The organism is Serratia sp. TSA_130.1, assembly GCF_052691795.1.
On the sequence record NZ_JBQZFS010000002.1, the window covers coordinates 1,061,264 to 1,081,360 of the forward strand.

A 20,097-nucleotide genomic window follows, 5' to 3' on the forward strand; every position below is an offset into this window, starting at 1 on the left:
GATTATTAGAAAGGTAACAATTTTATGAGCCAGGCATTGCAAAACCTCCTCGATCTGTTGGATCTGGAGAAAATCGAAGAAGGGCTGTTCCGCGGCCAAAGCGAAGATCTGGGGCTGCGTCAGGTGTTCGGCGGGCAAGTGGTCGGCCAGGCGCTGTACGCCGCCAAACAGACGGTGCCGGACGAGCGCAGCGTGCACTCGTTCCACAGCTACTTCCTGCGTCCGGGCGACAGCAGCAAGCCGATCGTCTACGACGTAGAAACCCTGCGCGACGGCAACAGCTTCAGCGCCCGTCGCGTCAGCGCCATCCAGCACGGCAAACCTATCTTCTATATGACCGCCTCCTTCCAGAGCCCGGAAGAAGGTTTCGAGCACCAGAACCAGATGCCGGACGTGCCGCCGCCGGAAGGGCTGCTGTCCGAATCAGAGATTGCTCAGAAGCTGGCGCCGATGTTGCCGACCAAAGTACGCGAAAAATTTATCGGTCAGAAGCCGATCGAAATGCGCCCGGTGAAATTCCACAACCCGTTGAAGGGCAGCGTGGAAGAACCGCATCGCTACGTGTGGTTCCGCGCCAACGGCAGCATGCCGGACGATGCGCGCATCCACCAATATCTGCTGGGCTACGCATCGGACTTTAACTTCCTGCCGACGGCGCTACAGCCGCACGGCGTCGGCTTCCTCGAGCCGGGCATGCAGGTGGCCACCATCGACCATTCGATGTGGTTCCACCGCCCGTTCCGCATGGATGATTGGCTGCTGTACGCGGTGGAAAGCTCCTCCGCCTCCGGCGCACGCGGCTTTGTGCGCGGCCAGATCTACACCCGCGACGGCGTGCTGGTCGCCACCACCGTACAGGAAGGGGTGATTCGCCAACGCGACGCCTGATTTGCGGCATAAAGAAAGGGGCGATGTTTCCATCGCCCCTTTTTGCTTCATCATTATTTTCGTATTTAGCGCACTGCCCTGCTTCGAGTCTTACTGGTTGTAGGCGCTCTCGCCGTGGCTGTTGACGTCCAACCCTTCGCGCTCCTGCTCTTCCGGCACTCTCAGCCCCACCATCGCGCCCGCGATCTTGAAGGCGATAAAGGCGGCGACGCTTGACCACACCAGCGTAATCACGACGCTCAGCAGCTGGATCCACACCTGATGCCCCATCGTCACCCCTTCGGCATAGCCGGTGCCGCCGAGGGAAGAAGCGGTGAACACACCGGTCAGCAGACAGCCGACGATGCCGCACACGCCGTGCACGCCGAACACGTCGCAGGTGTCGTCCACTTTCAGCCATTTCTTCAACGTCACTACGCCCCACAGGCCGGCGACGCCCCCCACCAGGCCGATGATCAACGCGCCGCCCACGCCCACGGTGCCCGCCGCCGGCGTAACGGCAACCAGCCCGGCGATCATGCCGGAGCAGGCGCCCAGCAACGAAGGCTTGCCGCGCAGCACCCACTCGGCAAAGGTCCAGGACAGAATGGCGCCCGCAGTAGCCACCACAGTGTTCAGGAATGCCAAGGCCGCGATGCCGTTAGCCGCGCTGGCGGAACCGGCGTTAAAGCCGAACCAGCCGATATACAAGATGGACGCGCCGGTAAACACCATCGGCAGGTTATGCGGTTTGAACGCCTCTTTACCGAAGCCGGCGCGTTTGCCGAGCAGATAGGCGCCGATCAGCCCGGCGCTGGCGGCGTTGATGTGCACCACGGTGCCGCCGGCGAAGTCCAGCGCGCCGTCGGTGGCCAGATAGCCACCGCCCCACACCATGTGTGCGATCGGCAGGTAAGACAGGGTGAACCACAGGATCGCGAAGATCAGCACCGCCGAGAAGCGAATGCGTTCGGCGAAGCCCCCCACCACCAGCGCCACGGTAATGCAGGCGAAGGAGGCCTGGAAAGCGACGTGGATCATCTGGCTGATGCTGCCGGTGACGCTGTCGATGCCGATGCCTTTCAGCATCGCCGTCTGGAATCCGCCGAACACCGCATTGCCTTCGCTGAACGCCAGGCTGTAGCCATACAGCACCCACAGCACGCAGACCAGCGCGAAGGTGACGGTGACCTGCGTCAGCATCGACAGCACGTTTTTGCCGCGCAGCAGGCCGCCGTAAAACAGCGCGATGCCGGGCAGCGTCATGAACAGCACCAACGCGGTGCAGATCATCATAAAGGCGTTGTCGGCCTTATCGGCGACCGCCGGGGCGGCCAGGGCCAAAGAAGGAACCAGGGTTACCGAACTCAGGCCCAACATGGATAACAGTCTTTTCATTATCAATCATCCCCATCACTTAACTGAGTTCGCGGTTACAGTGCCGATTCGTCGGTTTCGCCGGTGCGAATACGGATCACGCGTTGCAATTCGGCAACGAAAATTTTGCCGTCGCCGATTTTGCCGGTGTAGGCGGCTTTGCTAATGACATCAACCACTTCATCCAACTGATCGTCGGCGATGGCGATATCGATTTTGACCTTGGGCAGGAAATTGACGTTATATTCGGCGCCGCGATACAGCTCGGCGTGCCCTTTCTGGCGGCCAAAGCCCTTCACTTCGGTTACGGTCAACCCCTGAATGCCCACGGAGGACAAGGCCTCGCGCACGTCCTCCAGCTTGAACGGTTTGATTACCACGGTCACCAGCTTCATATTGCCTCTCCACGAATTAAGCCCAAACTCACCCCGGTACGCCTCATATGTAGCAAGGGCTGTGCCAAATTTTATTTTGCATGGCGATTCAGCGGATTAGCGGGCACGCGGGCACCATCAGACCGCGGCGCCATACCGATACCCTGAATTGATTAAATATCGCGCACTGATTTGGTGCGCATCGCGTCGAAAAAGTGCAGAAAGGGGGCATGGCGCAGGCGGGTTGCCTGCTTGTGGTGCGTGGGAAAAAAAGAAGGGCCGCGATCGCGGCCCATGCTCAGGCGGGTTGGCTCTCTTCGCGCACCGCTTCCGCCAGCTGCTCGCCCGCCAGCTGCAGCTGGTACATCTGGTAGTAGCGCCCCTGCTGCGCCAGCAGCTGCTGATGGTTGCCCTGCTCTACCGCCTGGCCGCGATGCAGCACCAGGATGGAATCGGCATCGACGATCGTCGACAGCCGGTGGGCGATCACCACCAGCGTGGTGTGCTCGCGGATCGCTCGCAGCGCGCGCTGGATCGCCTGTTCGGTGCCCGAGTCGATATTGGCGCTCGCCTCGTCGAGGATCAGGATCTGCGGCGCCTGCACCAATACCCGCGCCATCGCCAGCAGCTGTTTCTGCCCGACCGACAGGTTATTGCCCTGCTCCCCCAGCCGGGTATGGATACCCTGTGGGAAGCCGCGCACCAGACTCGCCAGCTGCACCGTTTCCAGCGCCCGCCAGACGGCTTCTTCATCGATGTTGCGCCCCAGCGTCACGTTGGCCAGCACCGAATCGGCGATCACCACCGGATCCTGTTGCACCATCGCCACGCCCTGGCGCAGCGTGCGGTGCGACAGGCTGGAGAGCGGACGGCCGTCGAGACGCACTTCCCCTTCGCTGACCGGGTAATAGCCCATCAGCAGGTTAGCCAGCGTGCTCTTGCCGCTGCCGGTATGGCCGACCAGCGCCACGAAGCCGCGTGAGGGCACCGCCAGCGAAATATGCTGCAGCACCTTTTTATCCGCACGGTAGGCGAAGCTCAGATCGGTGATGTCGATGCTGCCGCTGGCCAACGGACGATCGTCTGCGCCGTAGCTTTGCTGGCTGCGATCCATCAGTTCGAAAATACGTTCGCCGGCCACCACCGCCTGCTGCAGGATCGACTGTTGTGACGTCAACTCGATCAGCGGTTCGTTCAAACGCCCCAGGTAGTTGATGAAGGCATAGAGCACGCCGACGCCAATCACGCCTTCGCCGCTGAAGCCGAACAACATCAGCAAACCGCACAGCACCAGCGCCGAAAACAGACTGAGCAGCGGCCGCAGAAGAAAACCGTCGAGCCGCAGCGTCTGCATGCGCGCGAGATAGTGCGATTGGCTGGCGGCGCTCATGCGTTCGCCGAAGCGCACCTGCTGGCGGAATTGCTGGATCACGCCCATGCCGTTGATCACTTCGTTGAAACCGTCGTTGATGTCCGCCAGATAACTGCGCACCCGGCGCACAATCGGCGTGCTGTAATATTGATAGATGCCCATCACCACGAACACCGCCGGGAAGATGCAGATAGCCACTAACGCCATGCGCCAGTCGAGGCTGAACATCGCCACCAGCATGGCGCCGATCAGCGCGGCGCTTTTCAGCACCGTGGAGACCACCATCACGTACAGGTCCTTGATCACTTCGGTGTCGTTGGTGACGCGCGAGATCAATTGCCCGACCGGTTGCGTGTCGAAGGCGCTGAGCGGCTGGCGCAGCGCGGCGTCCATCACGTCGGTACGCAGCCGCTGCACCACGCCTACCGCCGCCTGGTTGAACAGCAGCGCCTGGAAGTAGTGCAGCGCCGCCGCCAGCAGCTCCAGCAGAATGTAGGCCGCCGCCAGCCCGCCGACAATCATCAGCGGCAGTTGCCCTTTGGCGACGTAATTATCGATAAAATAGCTGACCAGGATCGGCCCGGCGACTTCCGCCGCCGCCGCCACCCACAGCATCAGCACCGCCACCCCCAGCGGTTTGCGGTACGGCGAGCCGTAGGCCAGTAGCCGCTTCAGCGTCGGCCACAGCTTTTGCACTTTATTCATCGGCCAACGCCTCCTCACCGTTTTCCGGCGCTTCGTCCAGCGCCGCTTCCAGCTGCTGATAACGGTACATATCGCGATACCAGCCCGGCTGCGCCGCCAGCGCCGCCGGATCGCCGCGCTGCGCCACGCCGCCGTGCTGCATCACCAGGATTTCGCTGGCTTCGGTCAATGCCGACAGCCGGTGCGCGCTGATGATCACCGTGCGATCTTGCCCCCAGCTGCGCAGGTTGTGCAGGATCTGGTGCTCGGTACGGCCGTCCACCGCCGACAACGCATCGTCGAGGATCAGGATCTCCGCATCCAGCAGCAACGCGCGCGCGATGGAGATGCGCTGTTTCTGGCCGCCCGACAGCATCACGCCGCGTTCGCCCACTTCGGTGTCATAGCCCTGCGGCAGCCGCAGAATGTCCTCATGGACGCTGGCCAGCCGCGCCGCCTGTTCAATCTGCGCCTGCGTCGCCCCCGGCTGGCCCAGCGCGATGTTGTTCGCCACGGTATCGGAGAACAGGAACGGCGTCTGGCTCACCACCGACAGCCGCGAACGCCAGTCGTCGAGCCTGACCTGCGGAAGCGGCAGGCCGTGATAGCGGATCTGCCCTTGGTCGACGTCGAACTGACGCTGGATCAGCGACAGTAATGTCGACTTACCGGCCCCGGTCGGCCCGCACAGCCCCAGCATCTGCCCCGGCTTCAACGTCAGCGCCAGGTCATGCAGCGCCGGGTGCGGGTTTTCCGGGTAGTGGAACGCGCGGATATCCACCTCCAGCACGCCGCGCCCGGCTGGCAACGCCTGCGGGCCGTCCTGCACCGCCGGCGCCTCGTTGAGCAGGCTGCGGATACGGCTGTAGGCCGCGCTGCCGCGCTCGACGATGTTGAACATCCAGGCCAGCGCCAGCATCGGCCAGATCATCAGGCCGAGGTACATCACAAAGCTGGTCAGTTGCCCGAGCGTCAGCGAACCGTTCACCACCATCCAGCTGCCGCCGCCGATGGCCAGCAGGTTAGAGGCGCCGATGGCGATATAAATGGTCGGATCGAAGCGCGCATCCACCCGCGCCACGTGCATGTTCTTGGCGCCGGTCTGCGCCGCGACGTCGGCGAAGCGGTTGGATTGGTGATCCTCCAACCCGAAGGCCTTGATCATGCGGATGCTGGTCATGCTTTCCTGCGCCTGATCGTTGAGGCTGGAAAACGCCGCCTGCGCCGATTTAAAGCGCTGGTGCAGCTGATCGCCGTAATATTTGATGGCGATCGCCATCAGCGGCATCGGGATTAACGCCAACACCGTCAGCTGCCAGCTGATTTGGGTGCTCATCACCACCAGCACCACCAACCCCATCACCAGCGAATCCACCAGCGTCAGCACGCCTTCACCGGCGGCGAACACCACGCGATCCACGTCGTTGGTGGCGCGCGCCATCAGATCGCCGGTGCGGTGGCGCAGGTAGAACGCCGGGTTCTGCCGACTGAGCTGACGGTAAAAGTTTTCGCGCAGCTCGACCGCCAGTTGGTAGGAAGCGCCGAACAGCAGCACCCGCCACACATAGCGCAGCAGGTAAACGACGATCGCGGTGCCGATCATCAGCCCGAGCCAGGCCAACAGCACGCCGGTAGACATCTGTTTTTCGGTGACGCCGTCCACGATGATGCCGACCAGTTTAGGCGGCAGCAGTTGCAGGATGGCGATGACGATAAGCAATACCACCGCGCCCAGGTAGCGGCGCCACTCCCGGCGGAAGTACCAGCCGATTTGTGCAAATAATCTCACGCAGTTTGATTCCAGGGTTTTATGAGGTTTGTCTCTTTTTCCGCTTCAACGGAGCAGGATACCACCGTTGAGCCGCCCGTCCGGTGAACTTTTCACTCCGGCACCGGCAGCGCGGTGGTGTACTTGATTTTTTCCATGGCAAAGCTCGAGGTGACGTCGATAAGGCCCGGCACGCCGTTCACCAGGCGCTTGTAAAAACCGTCGTAGCTTTTCATGTCCGCCACTTCGACCTGCATCAGGTAGTCGTACTCTCCCGCCATACGGTAGAACGCCAGCACCTCGGGCATCTGGCTGGTCAGCTGCACAAACGCCTGATACCACTCGCTGCTGTGCTGCTGGGTCTTGATCAGCACGAACGCCGTCAGCCCCAGGCCAAGCTTTTCGTTATCCAACAAGGCCACCCGGCCGCGGATATAGCCTTCGTCTTCCAGACGCTTCAGGCGCTTCCAGCACGGCGTAGAGGTCAAATTAACCGCATCGGCCAGCGCCTGCAGCGACTGGGTGCAATCTTGCTGCAGCATGCACAGCAGCTTACGGTCTGTTTTATCTAACATAGCGGCCACCTGGAGAAAAATTTTCTCCCATTAAGCGATTAAACAGGGAAAATGGCAATCCTTTTTTCCCGCCGACAGGCTATGCTACGCCATAAATCAGCCCCCTATTCTGAGGCCAAATCATGACAAACTCTTGGGTAAAATATGCTATCGGTGAAATAGAAGCGGATTTTCAGCGCTCCGCCGATACGCACCTGATTCGCCTGAACCTGCCGGCGTTTCCCGGCATCTGCCTGTATCTGAAGGATGAGAGCACCCACCCGACCGGCAGCCTGAAACACCGTCTGGCGCGCTCGCTGTTCCTTTATGGCCTGTGCAACGGCTGGATCACCGAGAACACCACCATCATCGAGGCCTCTTCCGGCAGCACGGCGGTGTCCGAAGCCTACTTCGCTCGCCTGATCGGCCTGCCGTTCATCGCAGTGATGCCGTCCTGCACCGCGCGCCGCAAGGTGGAACAGATCGCCTTTTACGGCGGCCGCTGTCACTTCGTCGATCACGCCGCCCAGATCTACGCCGCCTCCGAACAGCTGGCGAAAGAGCTGAACGGCCACTATATGGATCAGTTCACTTACGCCGAACGCGCCACCGACTGGCGCGGCAACAACAACATCGCCGACAGCATCTTCCGCCAGATGGCGCGCGAACCCTTCCCGGTGCCGAAACACATCGTGATGAGCGCCGGCACCGGCGGCACCTCCGCCACGCTGGGGCGTTATATCCGCTATCAGGGGCACGACACCCAATTGACGGTGGTCGATCCGGAAAACTCGGTGTTCTATGACTGCTTCCACCACGGCGATCGCACCCTGATCGGCAGCTGCGGCAGCCGTATCGAAGGCATCGGCCGCCCGCGCGCCGAGCCGTCGTTCATCCCGTCGGTGGTCGACAACATGCTGCGGGTGCCGGATGCCGCCAGCATCGCCACCATTCACTGGCTGGAAGGCGTGCTCGGCCGCAAGGTCGGCGCCTCCACCGGCACCAACGTCTGGGGTGCGCTGCAGCTGGCGAAACAGATGCGGGAAAACGGCGAGCAAGGGTCGATCGTCACCCTGCTGTGCGACAGCGGCGAGCGTTACCTGGATACCTATTACAACCCGGAATGGGTCAGCAACAACATCGGCGATCTGCAGCCGTATCTGGCGCAGCTGGCAAATTTGTAACGCCAGGCTTCGGGTAAAAAAAAGCCGGGTAGTCATACCCGGCCGGCTGTAAGGAGAACCTCATTCTTCGGGGGAATAGGTGAGGCAAGGTGAACGCAGCCAATGTTGTAAATAGTGGGCCACCGCCTGTTGTTGGCAATGGCCGATAACCGGTAGCTGCGGCAGCAGGGATTTCAGCTGCGGCAGGGCGTTGCCCATCACCACGCCGTGTCCCACCGCCCCCAGCATCTCTTTGTCGTTCATCGCGTCGCCGAACGCCATGCAGTCGGCCATCGTCAATCCCAGGTGACGGCTCAGCCGCTCCAGTGCCGCGCCCTTGTTGCAACCGAGCGGCAGCACCTCCAGGCAATCGTAAGCGGAGAAACACAGATCGGCCTCGCCGCCCAGCTGCGCCCGCAGCTGCACCTGCAATTCCAGCAACTCCTCATGCGGTGCAACAAAGCACACCTTGCTGTTGCCGAACGCCGGTAAGCGGCGCACGTCAGCCAATTGGAAGCGAAAGCCGCTCAGGTGGTGCGCCTGCAGCATCTCTTCCGGCGCGGGGAACTCGGTCAGCCAACCTTCGTCGCGGAACACGTGCATGCTGGCGCGGGTGCGCCAATGATGATGCAGCACCTCTTCGGCGATCTCCGCCGGCAGATCGGTGGCGTGCAGCTGTTGGCCACGGTTGTCATACACCCGCGTGCCGTTGCCGGTGATCAGATAGCCCTGCAGCCCCAGCTGCGCCATGATCGGTTGCGCATCAAGGTAGTGCCGCCCGGTGGCGAACGTCACCACCATCTCCCGCTCCACCAGCTGGTTCAGCACCGCCAGCGTTTCCGGGCCAACCCGGTGATCCGGCATCAACAGCGTGCCGTCCATATCGAAAGCCGCCAGGCGATACATAAAGACCTCATGAATGTGAACGCGATTACAATCAGTGCAGTATGGGATGGTATTTGCGGAAGTAATAGTGAACAATTTGGGAAAACTGTTCCGGATTTCTGCTCATGCGCCTGGTTCACCGTCTCAGCCAATATCAACGCCTGTATCAACAGCTCGGCAACGCGCCGGTCGCCGTGACCATCGGCGAGCTGGCGGCAATGTTCTACTGCAGCGAACGCCATGCCCGCACGCTGGTGCAGCAGCTGCAGGATCAGGGCTGGCTGAGCTGGCATTCGCAGCCCGGCCGCGGCAAACGCGCCAGCCTGCGCTGCCTGAAAACACCGGATGAGCTGCGCGCGCAGCTGTTGCAGCAGCTGTTGCAACAGGGCAATCATCAGGGGGCGCTGGAGATGGCGCAGCTCGATCCGCAACACCTGCAGGATCTGCTCAGCCCGCACCTCGGCGGGCAATGGCAGGCCGGCAGCCCGACGCTGCGCATTCCCTATTACCGTACGCTGGAGGCGCTCGATCCGCTCACGCTGACCGGCCGCGCCGAGCAACATCTGGTGTCGACCCTGCACGCCGGGCTGACGCGCCTGATGACCGGTAACCCGGAGCCGCAGCCCGATCTGGCGCACCACTGGCAGATAAGCGATGGCGGCCTGCGCTGGCGATTCTTTTTGCGTAGCCAGCTGCGCTGGCACAACGGCGAACCGTTGACCGGCCAGCAACTGCTGCAAACGCTGGAAAAACTGCTGGGCCATCCGCGCAGCCAACCCAGCCTGAGCAGCGTCGCGAACGTCAGCCTGCCGCATCCGCTGTGCATTCAGTTCGACCTGCACCTGCCGGACTATTGGCTGGCACACCGGCTGGCGGAGCTGCCTTGTCTGATGACGCACCCCGAACTGCCGGCCATCGGCGCCGGCCCATTTAAACTGGCGTTGAATGAACCGCAGTTAGTGAGGCTGGAACAGCATGCCGGTTACCATCTGCAGCATCCGTATCTGGACACCATCGAATACTGGATCACGCCCGATCTGCCCATCACCGGCGCCGACGCCAGCTGCCGGCATCCGGTGCGCATCACCATCGGTCAGCAAGACGATTTGGCGCAGGCCCGGCCGGTGCAGCGCAGCATGAGCCTGGGCTGGTGTTATCTGGCGCTGAACCTGCGCCACGGCGTGCTGAGCGAAGCCCAGGGGCAAAAGCTGCTGATGCTGATCCAGCAGTCCGGCCTGCTCAGCCATCTGCCGATCCCCAACAGCGTGATCACCCCCAGCCATGAAATGCTGCCCGGCTGGCGCATCCCCAGCCAACGGATTGAAGAAGATGTCCCGCTGCCCGCTCGGCTAACATTGCTGTATCGGCCGCCGGTCGAGCTGCAAACGGTGACGGTCGCGCTACAGCGGCTGCTCGCGCAGCACGGCTGCGAGCTGGAAGTGCGTTACTACGCCGGCAAGCGCTGGCAAAGCGAGGCGCAAATCGCCCAGGCCGACCTGCTGCTGGCAGACAACCTGATCGGCGAGGCGCCTGAGGCGACGCTGGAGAGCTGGCTGCGGCAGGATTCGCTGTGGCGCGGTATCCTGACGGCAAGCCGCTGGCAGCAGCAGCAGGAGACGCTGCGGGAGATCCAACAGCTGCAGGCGCAGCCACTGCGCTTCGAACGGCTGCAGGCCTATTATCAACAGCTGATGGCCGCCGCCATCATCACGCCGCTGTTCCACTACCAGTATCAGATCAGCGCGCCGCCGCGTATGCATGGCGTGACGCTGACCGCCCATGGCTGGTTCGATTTTTGCCAGGCGTGGCTGCCGCCGCCGGTGGATGACGCACCGACCGGAGCCGAACCGCCCTGCGCCTGACGGCCCTTTCTGCTACTATTGTCGCCGCAACGCAATTTTTATCCTGCCGCCCGAATGTGTATCGGGAATGGCCAAAGCCCAAAAAGGTGATTTTATGAAGCGCGCGGTTGTCGTTTTCAGCGGTGGACAAGACTCCACGACCTGCTTGATCCAGGCATTGCAACAGTATGACGAAGTTCACTGCGTCACGTTCGATTACGGCCAGCGCCATCGCGCCGAAATTGAAGTGGCTCAGGAGCTGTCGGAGGCCCTCGGCGCCAAGGCGCACAAGGTGCTGGACGTGACGTTGCTCAATGAGCTGGCCATCAGCAGCCTGACTCGCGACAATATTCCGGTTCCCGCCTACGATCCCAACCAGAAAAACGCGCTGCCGAGCACCTTCGTGCCGGGCCGCAACATCCTGTTCCTGACGCTGGCGGCGATCTACGCCTACCAGGTGGAAGCGGAGGCGGTGATCACCGGCGTGTGTGAAACCGACTTCTCCGGCTACCCGGATTGCCGCGACGAGTTCGTCAAAGCGCTGAACCAGGCGGTGGTGTTGGGCATCGCCCGCGATATCCGCTTCGAAACGCCGTTGATGTGGCTGAACAAGGCCGAAACCTGGGCGCTGGCGGACTATTACCAGCAGCTGGATCGGGTGCGTCAGGATACGCTGACCTGCTACAACGGCATCAAGGGTGACGGCTGCGGCGAATGCGCCGCCTGCAACCTGCGCGCCAATGGCCTGACGCAGTATCGCGCCAACCAGGCGGAAGTGATGGCGGCGTTGAAACAGAAGGCCGGTCTGGCCTGAGGCAGCGACGGCGGCAGCCGCCGCCGGTGAGCTGACTGCGAATGTTATTTGGGCGTGAGCGCTTCCAGGTGCTCGCGCAATTCCCCTTCAATCGGCAGCGCCCGCTGCGTTTTCAGATCGACGCACACGAAAGTCAGCAGCGCGTCGGCCACCGGCGTCCCCGCCGGATCCTGCGTCACCTTCTGGCTCAGTACCCCGCTTTTGCCGTTGAGCTGCACCATCTGGCTGTCGATGCGCAGTTTATCCCCCAATACCGCCGGGCTGCGGTAATTGATATTGATGTTCACCACGATGAAAGCGATGTTGTTTTCCGTCATCCAGCGGAACCCTGCCTCGTTTTCCAGCCACTCCCAGCGCGCCTCCTCCAGAAACTCCAGATAGCGGGCATTGTTAACGTGCTGGTAGACATCAAGGTGATAACCGCGAACTTTGATAAAGGTTTGCATAGGGAACGATCGCTCCTGCCTGGTGATTACAGAAAGAGGGAGCCGCGTGGGCTCCCTCGCCCGTTTGGTCAACGCGCCAAACTGGTAAGACCTGTAAAATGTAGCAGAGTCGCCATTGCCTCAGCGGCATTTTGCCGCGCAGCCGCGACCGGGATCACATTTTCAGCCGAGTGCGGTTCTTCTCGAACAGCGCCGGTCCGATGCCCGGCACCTCCTGCAGTTGCTCAACCTGGGTGAATGGCCCGTTCTGTTCGCGATAGCGCACAATGCCTTCCGCCTTCTTCAGACCGACACCGCTCAAAGCCGCTGCGAGCTGTTCGGCGGTGGCCTGATTGATGCTGACCGCCGTCTCTTCGGCCGCCTTGGTCATCGCCTGTTGCCCGCCATTGCTCGTCGGGGTTGAGAGCATCGGCGCCGGCGCATCGGCTTTATCCGCCGCGGCGGCCGGCACCGCCAGGCATAACAACAGCGCGGCCAGCGCGGCTTTAACGTGATGACGGTAACCTGATAACGTTTTTTTCTCTGTATGTTGCATGCTGTATCCTCCTTGTGTGTGACAGCACGGCTACCTTGCCGCGGCGGCAGATATTCAGCAATCGGCGGATATCAGATGTGGAAAAGGCCGCGAAAGCGGCCTTTGTTTGTTGCACTGCGTTGCAGAAAAATGCGGCGATTACTGCGGCTGTTGCTCAGCGGCGCCCATTTTAATTTTGGCTTCTTTACGCAGGCTCGCCAGCAGCGAATCGAAGGAAACGCCGGTCGCGCCCTCTTCCATCTTGCCGACGAAGGTTTTCATTTCGTCTTCCGGCAGCGTGCCTGGCTTCACCGCATCGAGTGCGATCAGCACCACGTTGTCCTGGCGATCCTGCGACATGCCGTACACCGGTTTGCCGTCCTGCGGGTGCGGCAGCGCGAACACGCTCTCCACCAGCTGGCTGTCTTCCGGCGCGCGCGCCATCTTCTGCACGGCACCAAAGCTCAGGCCGGCGGCTTTCATCGCCTCGTCGCCCTTGCCCTGCTTCAGCTCAACCAGCAGCTTCTCACCCTGCAGTTTCGCTTCCTGCACCGCCTTGTTGCGCTTCACCAGATCCGCCACGCGGTCTTTTACCTGGTCGAACGGCTCGATGCCTTCCGGCTTGTGGCCGCTCACGCGCACCACGAAGGCGCGGTCGCCGTCTACGGTGATCACGTCGGAGTTACTGCCCGGCGCGCCGTTCTCGCCGATCAGCGAACCGTCGAAGATCGCCTGCACCACCGGCTTGAAGTTCAGCGCCGCAGGGATGTTGTCGCGGGTGAACCAGTCGGTTTGCGCCGCTTTCACGCCGGCTGCTTCTTCAGCCGAGGCCAGGGATTCGTTGTCGCTGGTTGCCGCTTCGCTCACCTTCTGCTGCAGCGCGTAATACGCATCTACCGCTTTCTCCTGCTTCACCTGCTTGGCGATAGCGTCATGCACTTCGCTCAGCGGCTTCAGTTTCTCTGGTTCGATGTCGTTCAAACGCACGATCAGGTAGCCGACGGAAGATTTCACCACGCCGGACAGCTGCCCTTTTTCAGTCAGGTTAGCCTGTTTCAGCTCGTCGGCGGTGGTTTCCGGCTCCAGCCAACCCAGTTCGCCGCCGGTACGGCGTGAAATGATGTCGGTGGATTTCTCTTTCGCCAGCGTGGCGAAATCGGCGCCCTTCTTCAGCTCATCCAGCGCCGCATTGGCTTCCGCCTCGGTTTTCAGCTGGATCACGCTGTAGTTTTTACGCTCCGGCTGGCCGTAGCTGCTCTTGTGCTGGTCGTAGTAAGCGCTGATGTCCTCTTCGCTCACTTTCACCTTGTCCTGCATGGACGCGGCGTCCAGCGGGATATAGCTCACCTTCACCTGCTCCGGGGCGATGAAGCTGTTCTTGTTCTGATCGTAATACGCCTTCAGTTCGTCGTCGCCGGCGCTCTGTTTCGCCTGCAGCGCCTTCAGATCGATAGTCGCCAGACGCACGTCGCGCTCCTGCAGCACCAACGCCGCCATGGCTAGTGATTCGGACGGCAGCACGAAGCCGGATTCGCCGAAGGCCTGGATCAGCTGCTGATTGACCAGCTGCTGACGCATCGACTGCGCGAAGTTGTCGGCGGTGTAGCCCATACGGCCGATCAGGTCGAGGTACTTGGCGTTATCGAACTGGCCGTTGGTTTGGAAATAAGGCGCCTTGCGGATGGCGTCCTTGATCTGATCGTCGCTGACCGCCAGGCCCAGCTTCTTGGCGTATTGGTCGAGCAGCATGTTGTCGATCAACTGGGACAACACCTGACGGCGCATCTGCTGCATGTAGCCTTCGTTGCCGGCCAGCGCAGAGAACTGGTCACCCAGCTGCTGCTGCATGCGGCTACGCTCGCTTTGGAAAGCCTGTTCCAGCTGAGCGCGTTCGATCGTCTGACCATTTACTTTCGCAGCATAATCGCCGGAGCCGCCGATCAGGTAGTTACCCACCCCGGTCAGGACGAATGACAGGATGATCAGGGCCAGGATGATTTTGAGCACGACGTGATTGGCAGCCGCGCGTAAATTGTCCATCATAGTGTGACAACACTCCGCTGTGATGTGGATTAACAACCCTTGTGCAGGCGCGTTCCCTGCGACAAAAATAAAAAAAGCGCATCAGTCCGATGCGCCTTGTATCTTACCTTACCAGCACCGCTGCGTCAGGTGATTGTTTATTACAAAACCCTGTTACGCTAAACGGTTAGACGCCAAATCAGTTTACAGCGTCTTTCAGCGCTTTCCCTGCACGGAAGGCCGGCACTTTGGCTGCCGCGATCTTGATTTCTTTACCGGTTTGCGGGTTACGGCCGGTACGAGCCGAACGTTCACGCACGGTGAAGGAACCGAAACCAACCAGAGCCACGTCATCCCCAGCTTTCAGAGAGTCGGTAACGGAAGCGATTACTGCGTCTAAAGCACGTCCAGCTGCCGCTTTGGAAATATCAGCACCTGCGGCAATCTTGTCGATCAGTTGTGACTTATTCACTCTATCATCCCCTCTAGAATTCTATCGTCGCACCGAAAAATCCCTACGGTTGCGACAGCGCAGCTGTTATATCAATCCCATCGAACCTTGGCAAGCCACCGACTGCGTGGCAAAACGTGGGCCGACAGAGATCTAACTTAGCGGTACAAAAAAATACTGGCAAGTCCGAAATGGCTTGCCAGTATAAGTTTTATCAATGGTTTTTGCGATTCGTCACTATTTTGCCGCTACCGGCAGTGCGCCGAAGGCCGGGTTTTGCAACGCAATGTTCAAAACTTCATCGATTCGCTGCACCGGATGAATCTCCAGATCGGCGATGACATTATCCGGGATCTCTTCCAGATCGCGCTTGTTCTCGTAAGGGATCAGCACGGTTTTGATGCCGCCGCGATGCGCCGCCAACAGTTTCTCTTTCAGGCCGCCGATCGGCAATACCTGGCCGCGCAGCGTGATCTCGCCGGTCATCGCCACATCGGCGCGTACCGGGTTGCCGGTCAGGCAGGAGACCAGCGCGGTGCACATCGCGATACCGGCGCTCGGGCCGTCTTTCGGCGTCGCCCCTTCCGGCACGTGCACGTGGATGTCGCGTTTCTCGTAGAAATCGGCGTTGATGCCCAATTTCTCCGCGCGCGCGCGCACCACGGTCAGCGCCGCCTGAATCGATTCCTGCATCACTTCACCCAGAGAGCCGGTGTAAGTCAGCTTGCCTTTGCCCGGCACGCAGGCGGTTTCGATGGTCAGCAGATCGCCGCCCACTTCCGTCCACGCCAACCCGGTGACTTCGCCCACGCGGTTTTCGGTATCCGCACGGCCGTAATCGACGCGCTGCACGCCCAGGTAGTCCTTCAGGTTGTCGCCGTTGATCTCGATGTGCTTGCGCTTCTTATCCATCAGCAGCGTTTTCACCGCTTTACGGCACAGTTTAGAGATTTCACGCTCCAGGCTGCGCACCCCGGCTTCGCGGGTGTAGAAGCGAATGATGCCGATGATGGCGCTGTCGTCGACCGTCAGCTCGCCTTTTTTCAGCGCGTTGCGCTCAAGCTGCTTCGGCAGCAGGTGCTGTTTGGCGATGTTGAGCTTTTCGTCCTCGGTATAACCCGACAGACGGATCACTTCCATACGGTCCAGCAGCGGCGCAGGGATGTTCATCGAGTTGGAGGTGGCGACGAACATCACGTCGGACAGATCGTAATCCACTTCCAGGTAGTGGTCGTTGAACGCCACGTTCTGTTCCGGATCCAGCACCTCCAGCAGAGCGGAAGCCGGATCGCCGCGCATGTCGGAAGACATCTTGTCGATCTCATCCAGCAGGAACAGCGGGTTCTTCACCCCAACCTTGGCCATTTTCTGGATCAGTTTGCCCGGCATCGATCCGATGTAGGTACGGCGGTGACCGCGGATTTCCGCTTCGTCACGCACGCCGCCTAACGCCATGCGCACGTACTGGCGCCCGGTCGCTTTGGCGATCGACTGCCCCAGCGAGGTTTTACCCACGCCCGGCGGCCCAACCAGACACAGGATAGGCCCTTTGATTTTGCTGACGCGGCTCTGCACCGCGAGGTACTCGAGGATGCGATCCTTGACGCGCTCCAGGCCGTAGTGATCGGTATCGAGCACTTCCTGCGCCTTGACCAGGTCTTTTTTCACCTTGCTGCGCGCGTTCCACGGCACCTGAAGCATCCAGTCGATGTAGCCGCGTACCACGGTCGCTTCCGCCGACATCGGCGACATCATCTTCAGCTTTTGCAGTTCCGCTTCGGTTTTCTCGCGCGCCTCTTTCGGCATTTTCGCCGCATCGATCTTGCGCTTCAGCGCTTCGTGCTCGTCCGGCGCGTCGTCCATCTCGCCCAGTTCTTTCTGAATCGCCTTCATCTGCTCATTCAGATAGTACTCGCGCTGGCTCTTCTCCATCTGCTTCTTGACGCGGTTGCGGATGCGTTTCTCAACCTGCAGCAGGTCGATCTCCGACTCCATCATCGCCATCAGGTATTCCAGACGCTCGGTGATGTCGGACATCTCGAGCACCGACTGTTTGTCGCTGAGTTTCAGCGGCATGTGGGCGGCGATGGTGTCCGCCAGGCGCGCGGCGTCGTCGATGCTGTTCAGTGACGTCAGCACCTCCGGCGGGATTTTTTTGTTCAGTTTGATATAGCCTTCAAACTGATTGATCGCGGTGCGCACCAGCACTTCCTGCTCGCGCTCGTCGATAGCCGGCGATTCAAGGTATTCCGCCTGCGCGGCAAAATGCTCACCGCTGTCGGACAGCGTAGTGATGCGTGCGCGCTGCAGCCCCTCGACCAGCACTTTTACCGTGCCGTCCGGCAGCTTCAGCATCTGCAGGATCGACGCTACGGTGCCAACCGAGAACAAGTCGTTAATGCCAGGTTCATCCGTTGAGGCCTCTTTCTGTGCCACCAGCATGATCTTCTTATCGTGATCCATTGCGGCTTCGAGGCACCGAATCGATTTTTCCCGGCCAACAAATAACGGGATCACCATGTGCGGATAAACCACCACGTCGCGCAATGGCAAAACGGGGATTTCAATGCGTTCGGAACGCTCAGGGTTCATAGAGCTCTCTCTTAGTTTAATTTCCGCCAGGTTGAGGGGGAATCTCATGAGACGCAAGCATCTAACGTTTCATAAAATCTGGTTAATGAGTATATGGGGATGAATCTCTTACATTCAACGGCAAGAATGCAGGAAAAAGAAATGGGGGATGAAATCCCCCATTTTGCTGATAACGCGCTGGTTTAACTGGCTAATTATTCGCCAGACGCCTGGGCTTCCGGCTTGCCGTAAATCAGCAGCGGTTTGGATTGACCGGCGATCACCGACTCGTCGATCACCACTTTGTCCACGCTGTCCATCGACGGCAGATCGTACATGGTATCGAGCAGCGCGCCTTCCACGATGGAACGCAGGCCGCGGGCGCCGGTTTTGCGCGCCATGGCTTTCTTGGCGATGGCGTTCAGCGCTTCGTCACGGAACTCCAGCTCCACGCCTTCCAGGTTGAACAGCGCCTGATACTGCTTGGTCAGAGCGTTCTTCGGCTCTTTCAGGATCTGAATCAGCGCGTCTTCGCTCAGCTCGCTCAGGGTCGCCACCACCGGCAGACGGCCGATGAACTCAGGGATCAGACCGAACTTGATCAGGTCTTCCGGTTCGGCCTGCAGCAACAGTTCGCCTTCGGTGGCCTTCTCGGACTCGCCCTTGACGGTCGCGCCGAAGCCGATGCCGGAGCCGGTGTTGACGCGCTGGCCGATCACCTTATCCAGGCCGGCAAATGCGCCGCCGCAGATAAACAGGATCTTGGAGGTATCGACCTGCAGGAACTCCTGCTGCGGATGCTTGCGCCCGCCCTGCGGCGGAACCGCGGCGATGGTGCCTTCAATCAGCTTCAGCAGCGCCTGCTGCACGCCTTCACCCGAAACGTCACGCGTGATAGACGGGTTGTCGGACTTGCGGGAAATCTTATCGATTTCATCGATATAAACGATGCCGCGCTGCGCTTTCTGCACGTCATAGTCACATTTTTGCAACAGCTTCTGGATAATATTTTCCACGTCCTCGCCCACGTAACCGGCTTCGGTCAGCGTGGTGGCGTCGGCCATGGTGAACGGCACGTCCAGGAAGCGCGCCAGCGTTTCCGCCAGCAGAGTCTTGCCGCTACCGGTTGGGCCAATCAGCAAGATGTTGCTCTTGCCCAACTCGATACCGTTGCTGGTATCGCCGTTGCGCAGGCGTTTGTAGTGGTTGTACACCGCAACCGCCAGCACTTTCTTCGCCTGCTCCTGACCGATGACATAGTCATCCAGGTGGTGGCGGATTTCGTGCGGCGTCGGCAGCGCACTGCGCTCACGATGCGGGGCAACTTCTTTAATCTCTTCGCGAATAATGTCGTTACACAGATCGACACATTCATCGCAGATATACACTGACGGCCCGGCAATCAGCTTACGCACTTCATGCTGGCTTTTGCCGCAAAAAGAGCAGTACAGCAGCTTTCCTGAACCGTCTTTGCGCTTATCTGTCATCAGTCAAACCTCTTCTTTAGTCTTGTCCCGCAGGAAAATCACGGCGGCAGTGCGCCCAAACTCATATCGGGAACGCCGGGGGGCTACAACAGAGCGAGCCCCTGCCCACTCTGATTACTATAGTCCATCGGCGCCGCGTGGTTCTAGCTGCGGTGTGTCAGAATGCCGTCAACCAGGCCGTATTCCACGGCTTCTTCCGCGGTCATAAAGCGATCGCGCTCGGTATCGCGCTCGATCTGCTCCAGCGGTTGGCCGGTATGCTCGGCCATCAGTTCATTCATGCGCGCTTTCACCTTGAGGATTTCACGCGCGTGGATTTCGATGTCCGTCGCCTGGCCCTGGTAGCCGCCCAGCGGCTGGTGAATCATCACGCGCGAGTTCGGCAGGCAGAAACGTTTGCCTTTGGCGCCCGCGGTCAGCAGGAAGGAGCCCATCGAGCACGCCTGCCCCATACAGATGGTGCTGACGTCCGGCTTGATGAACTTCATGGTGTCGTAAATCGACATGCCCGCGGTGATCACCCCGCCCGGCGAGTTGATGTAGAGGAAAATGTCTTTTTCCGGGCTTTCCGCTTCGAGGAACAGCATTTGCGCCACGATCAGGTTGGCCATGTGATCTTCCACCTGGCCGGTCAGGAAAATGATGCGCTCTTTCAGCAGGCGGGAATAGATGTCGTAAGAACGCTCCCCGCGTGAAGTCTGCTCTACCACCATCGGCACCAGCGCCATGTTCGGTGCAAATTGATCTCGTTCGCCACTGTATGACATTACCGTCTCCTAATAGAAATTGCCTTGGCGGCCAGGGTGTCACCCTAATACGCCGATTCTACTTGAGAACGGCCATGATGACTATGCTCAAGCATTCGACCCGCGCCACACGTACCCGACGGTTATTTCATCCCGCGCAC

The 20,097-nt window shown here is 60.3% G+C and carries 17 protein-coding genes; 4 read left to right on the forward strand and 13 right to left on the reverse strand.

Annotated features, from left to right (window positions below; all coding sequences use genetic code 11):
- Window positions 1-24 precede the first annotated feature (24 nt).
- Window positions 25-888, forward strand: coding sequence for an acyl-CoA thioesterase II (tesB, locus tag ACUTQY_RS11985; protein WP_033642086.1), 864 nt, complete (start codon window positions 25-27; stop codon window positions 886-888).
- 90 nt (window positions 889-978) lie between these two features.
- Here the strand turns inward: tesB and amtB are convergent, their stop codons facing one another.
- The 5 genes from amtB to ACUTQY_RS12010 form a co-directional block, all read right to left on the reverse strand.
- Window positions 979-2,265 (reverse strand): ammonium transporter AmtB, encoded by a 1,287-nt coding sequence (gene amtB, locus ACUTQY_RS11990; protein WP_033651092.1) that lies wholly within the window; start codon window positions 2,263-2,265, stop codon window positions 979-981.
- A gap of 35 nt (window positions 2,266-2,300) precedes the next feature.
- On the reverse strand, window positions 2,301-2,639 hold the full coding sequence (gene glnK, locus ACUTQY_RS11995) for a P-II family nitrogen regulator (RefSeq protein ID WP_004940327.1): 339 nt from the start codon (window positions 2,637-2,639) through the stop codon (window positions 2,301-2,303).
- Between the two features lie 277 nt (window positions 2,640-2,916).
- Complete coding sequence (gene smdB / locus ACUTQY_RS12000; RefSeq protein WP_445583267.1) at window positions 2,917-4,695, reverse strand: multidrug efflux ABC transporter permease/ATP-binding subunit SmdB; 1,779 nt, start codon at window positions 4,693-4,695, stop codon at window positions 2,917-2,919.
- Window positions 4,688-6,463 (reverse strand): multidrug efflux ABC transporter permease/ATP-binding subunit SmdA, encoded by a 1,776-nt coding sequence (smdA, locus tag ACUTQY_RS12005; protein ID WP_046688360.1) that lies wholly within the window; start codon window positions 6,461-6,463, stop codon window positions 4,688-4,690. Before smdA ends, smdB begins: the two co-directional genes overlap by 8 nt.
- A 92-nt stretch (window positions 6,464-6,555) precedes the next feature.
- Complete coding sequence (locus tag ACUTQY_RS12010) at window positions 6,556-7,017, reverse strand: Lrp/AsnC family transcriptional regulator (RefSeq protein ID WP_004940330.1); 462 nt, start codon at window positions 7,015-7,017, stop codon at window positions 6,556-6,558.
- Window positions 7,018-7,139: 122 nt separating this feature from the next.
- Between ACUTQY_RS12010 and ACUTQY_RS12015 the strand changes: the two genes are divergently transcribed.
- Window positions 7,140-8,180 (forward strand): PLP-dependent cysteine synthase family protein, encoded by a 1,041-nt coding sequence (locus ACUTQY_RS12015; protein WP_046688359.1) that lies wholly within the window; start codon window positions 7,140-7,142, stop codon window positions 8,178-8,180.
- A gap of 60 nt (window positions 8,181-8,240) precedes the next feature.
- Here the strand turns inward: ACUTQY_RS12015 and cof are convergent, their stop codons facing one another.
- Window positions 8,241-9,065, reverse strand: a complete 825-nt coding sequence (cof, locus tag ACUTQY_RS12020; protein WP_046688358.1) for an HMP-PP phosphatase — start codon at window positions 9,063-9,065, stop codon at window positions 8,241-8,243.
- A 104-nt stretch (window positions 9,066-9,169) separates the two neighbouring features.
- On the opposite strand from cof, the gene ACUTQY_RS12025 reads away from it, so the two are divergent.
- Both ACUTQY_RS12025 and queC read left to right on the forward strand, forming a co-directional pair.
- A complete protein-coding gene (locus ACUTQY_RS12025; RefSeq protein ID WP_046688357.1) occupies window positions 9,170-10,906 on the forward strand; it encodes an SgrR family transcriptional regulator in 1,737 nt (578 codons plus the stop codon).
- Window positions 10,907-11,000: 94 nt separating this feature from the next.
- Window positions 11,001-11,699 carry a 7-cyano-7-deazaguanine synthase QueC gene (queC, locus tag ACUTQY_RS12030; protein ID WP_033644204.1) on the forward strand — a complete coding sequence of 233 codons (699 nt, stop codon included), beginning with the start codon at window positions 11,001-11,003 and terminating at the stop codon, window positions 11,697-11,699.
- A 44-nt stretch (window positions 11,700-11,743) separates the two neighbouring features.
- Here the strand turns inward: queC and ACUTQY_RS12035 are convergent, their stop codons facing one another.
- From ACUTQY_RS12035 to clpP, 7 genes are all read right to left on the reverse strand, one after another.
- A complete protein-coding gene (locus ACUTQY_RS12035) occupies window positions 11,744-12,145 on the reverse strand; it encodes an acyl-CoA thioesterase (protein ID WP_033642075.1) in 402 nt (133 codons plus the stop codon).
- A gap of 154 nt (window positions 12,146-12,299) precedes the next feature.
- Window positions 12,300-12,680 carry a ComEA family DNA-binding protein gene (locus ACUTQY_RS12040; protein WP_033642074.1) on the reverse strand — a complete coding sequence of 127 codons (381 nt, stop codon included), beginning with the start codon at window positions 12,678-12,680 and terminating at the stop codon, window positions 12,300-12,302.
- A gap of 138 nt (window positions 12,681-12,818) precedes the next feature.
- Window positions 12,819-14,702: a peptidylprolyl isomerase gene (ppiD, locus tag ACUTQY_RS12045; RefSeq protein WP_046688356.1), complete on the reverse strand. Its 1,884-nt coding sequence runs from the start codon at window positions 14,700-14,702 to the stop codon at window positions 12,819-12,821.
- 178 nt (window positions 14,703-14,880) lie between these two features.
- Entirely contained in the window at window positions 14,881-15,153 is a 273-nt protein-coding gene (gene hupB, locus ACUTQY_RS12050) for a nucleoid-associated protein HU-beta (RefSeq protein WP_004940351.1), read from the reverse strand.
- A gap of 216 nt (window positions 15,154-15,369) precedes the next feature.
- Window positions 15,370-17,724 (reverse strand): endopeptidase La, encoded by a 2,355-nt coding sequence (gene lon, locus ACUTQY_RS12055; protein ID WP_019454189.1) that lies wholly within the window; start codon window positions 17,722-17,724, stop codon window positions 15,370-15,372.
- A 194-nt stretch (window positions 17,725-17,918) separates the two neighbouring features.
- Window positions 17,919-19,190: an ATP-dependent protease ATP-binding subunit ClpX gene (gene clpX, locus ACUTQY_RS12060; RefSeq protein ID WP_004940354.1), complete on the reverse strand. Its 1,272-nt coding sequence runs from the start codon at window positions 19,188-19,190 to the stop codon at window positions 17,919-17,921.
- Window positions 19,191-19,333: 143 nt separating this feature from the next.
- On the reverse strand, window positions 19,334-19,957 hold the full coding sequence (gene clpP / locus ACUTQY_RS12065; RefSeq protein WP_016928858.1) for an ATP-dependent Clp endopeptidase proteolytic subunit ClpP: 624 nt from the start codon (window positions 19,955-19,957) through the stop codon (window positions 19,334-19,336).
- Between the last annotated feature and the right edge of the window lie 140 nt (window positions 19,958-20,097).

What these genes read in the sequence shown, in the direction of transcription:
- tesB (WP_033642086.1), top strand. Translation starts at nt 25, where the DNA reads ATGAGCCAGGCATTGCAAAACCTCCTCGATCTGTTGGATCTGGAGAAA.
- amtB (WP_033651092.1), bottom strand. Translation starts at nt 2,265, where the DNA reads ATGAAAAGACTGTTATCCATGTTGGGCCTGAGTTCGGTAACCCTGGTT.
- glnK (WP_004940327.1), bottom strand. Translation starts at nt 2,639, where the DNA reads ATGAAGCTGGTGACCGTGGTAATCAAACCGTTCAAGCTGGAGGACGTG.
- smdB (WP_445583267.1), bottom strand. Translation starts at nt 4,695, where the DNA reads ATGAATAAAGTGCAAAAGCTGTGGCCGACGCTGAAGCGGCTACTGGCC.
- ACUTQY_RS12010 (WP_004940330.1), bottom strand. Translation starts at nt 7,017, where the DNA reads ATGTTAGATAAAACAGACCGTAAGCTGCTGTGCATGCTGCAGCAAGAT.
- ACUTQY_RS12015 (WP_046688359.1), top strand. Translation starts at nt 7,140, where the DNA reads ATGACAAACTCTTGGGTAAAATATGCTATCGGTGAAATAGAAGCGGAT.
- cof (WP_046688358.1), bottom strand. Translation starts at nt 9,065, where the DNA reads ATGTATCGCCTGGCGGCTTTCGATATGGACGGCACGCTGTTGATGCCG.
- ACUTQY_RS12025 (WP_046688357.1), top strand. Translation starts at nt 9,170, where the DNA reads ATGCGCCTGGTTCACCGTCTCAGCCAATATCAACGCCTGTATCAACAG.
- queC (WP_033644204.1), top strand. Translation starts at nt 11,001, where the DNA reads ATGAAGCGCGCGGTTGTCGTTTTCAGCGGTGGACAAGACTCCACGACC.
- ACUTQY_RS12035 (WP_033642075.1), bottom strand. Translation starts at nt 12,145, where the DNA reads ATGCAAACCTTTATCAAAGTTCGCGGTTATCACCTTGATGTCTACCAG.
- ACUTQY_RS12040 (WP_033642074.1), bottom strand. Translation starts at nt 12,680, where the DNA reads ATGCAACATACAGAGAAAAAAACGTTATCAGGTTACCGTCATCACGTT.
- ppiD (WP_046688356.1), bottom strand. Translation starts at nt 14,702, where the DNA reads ATGATGGACAATTTACGCGCGGCTGCCAATCACGTCGTGCTCAAAATC.
- lon (WP_019454189.1), bottom strand. Translation starts at nt 17,724, where the DNA reads ATGAACCCTGAGCGTTCCGAACGCATTGAAATCCCCGTTTTGCCATTG.
- clpX (WP_004940354.1), bottom strand. Translation starts at nt 19,190, where the DNA reads ATGACAGATAAGCGCAAAGACGGTTCAGGAAAGCTGCTGTACTGCTCT.
- clpP (WP_016928858.1), bottom strand. Translation starts at nt 19,957, where the DNA reads ATGTCATACAGTGGCGAACGAGATCAATTTGCACCGAACATGGCGCTG.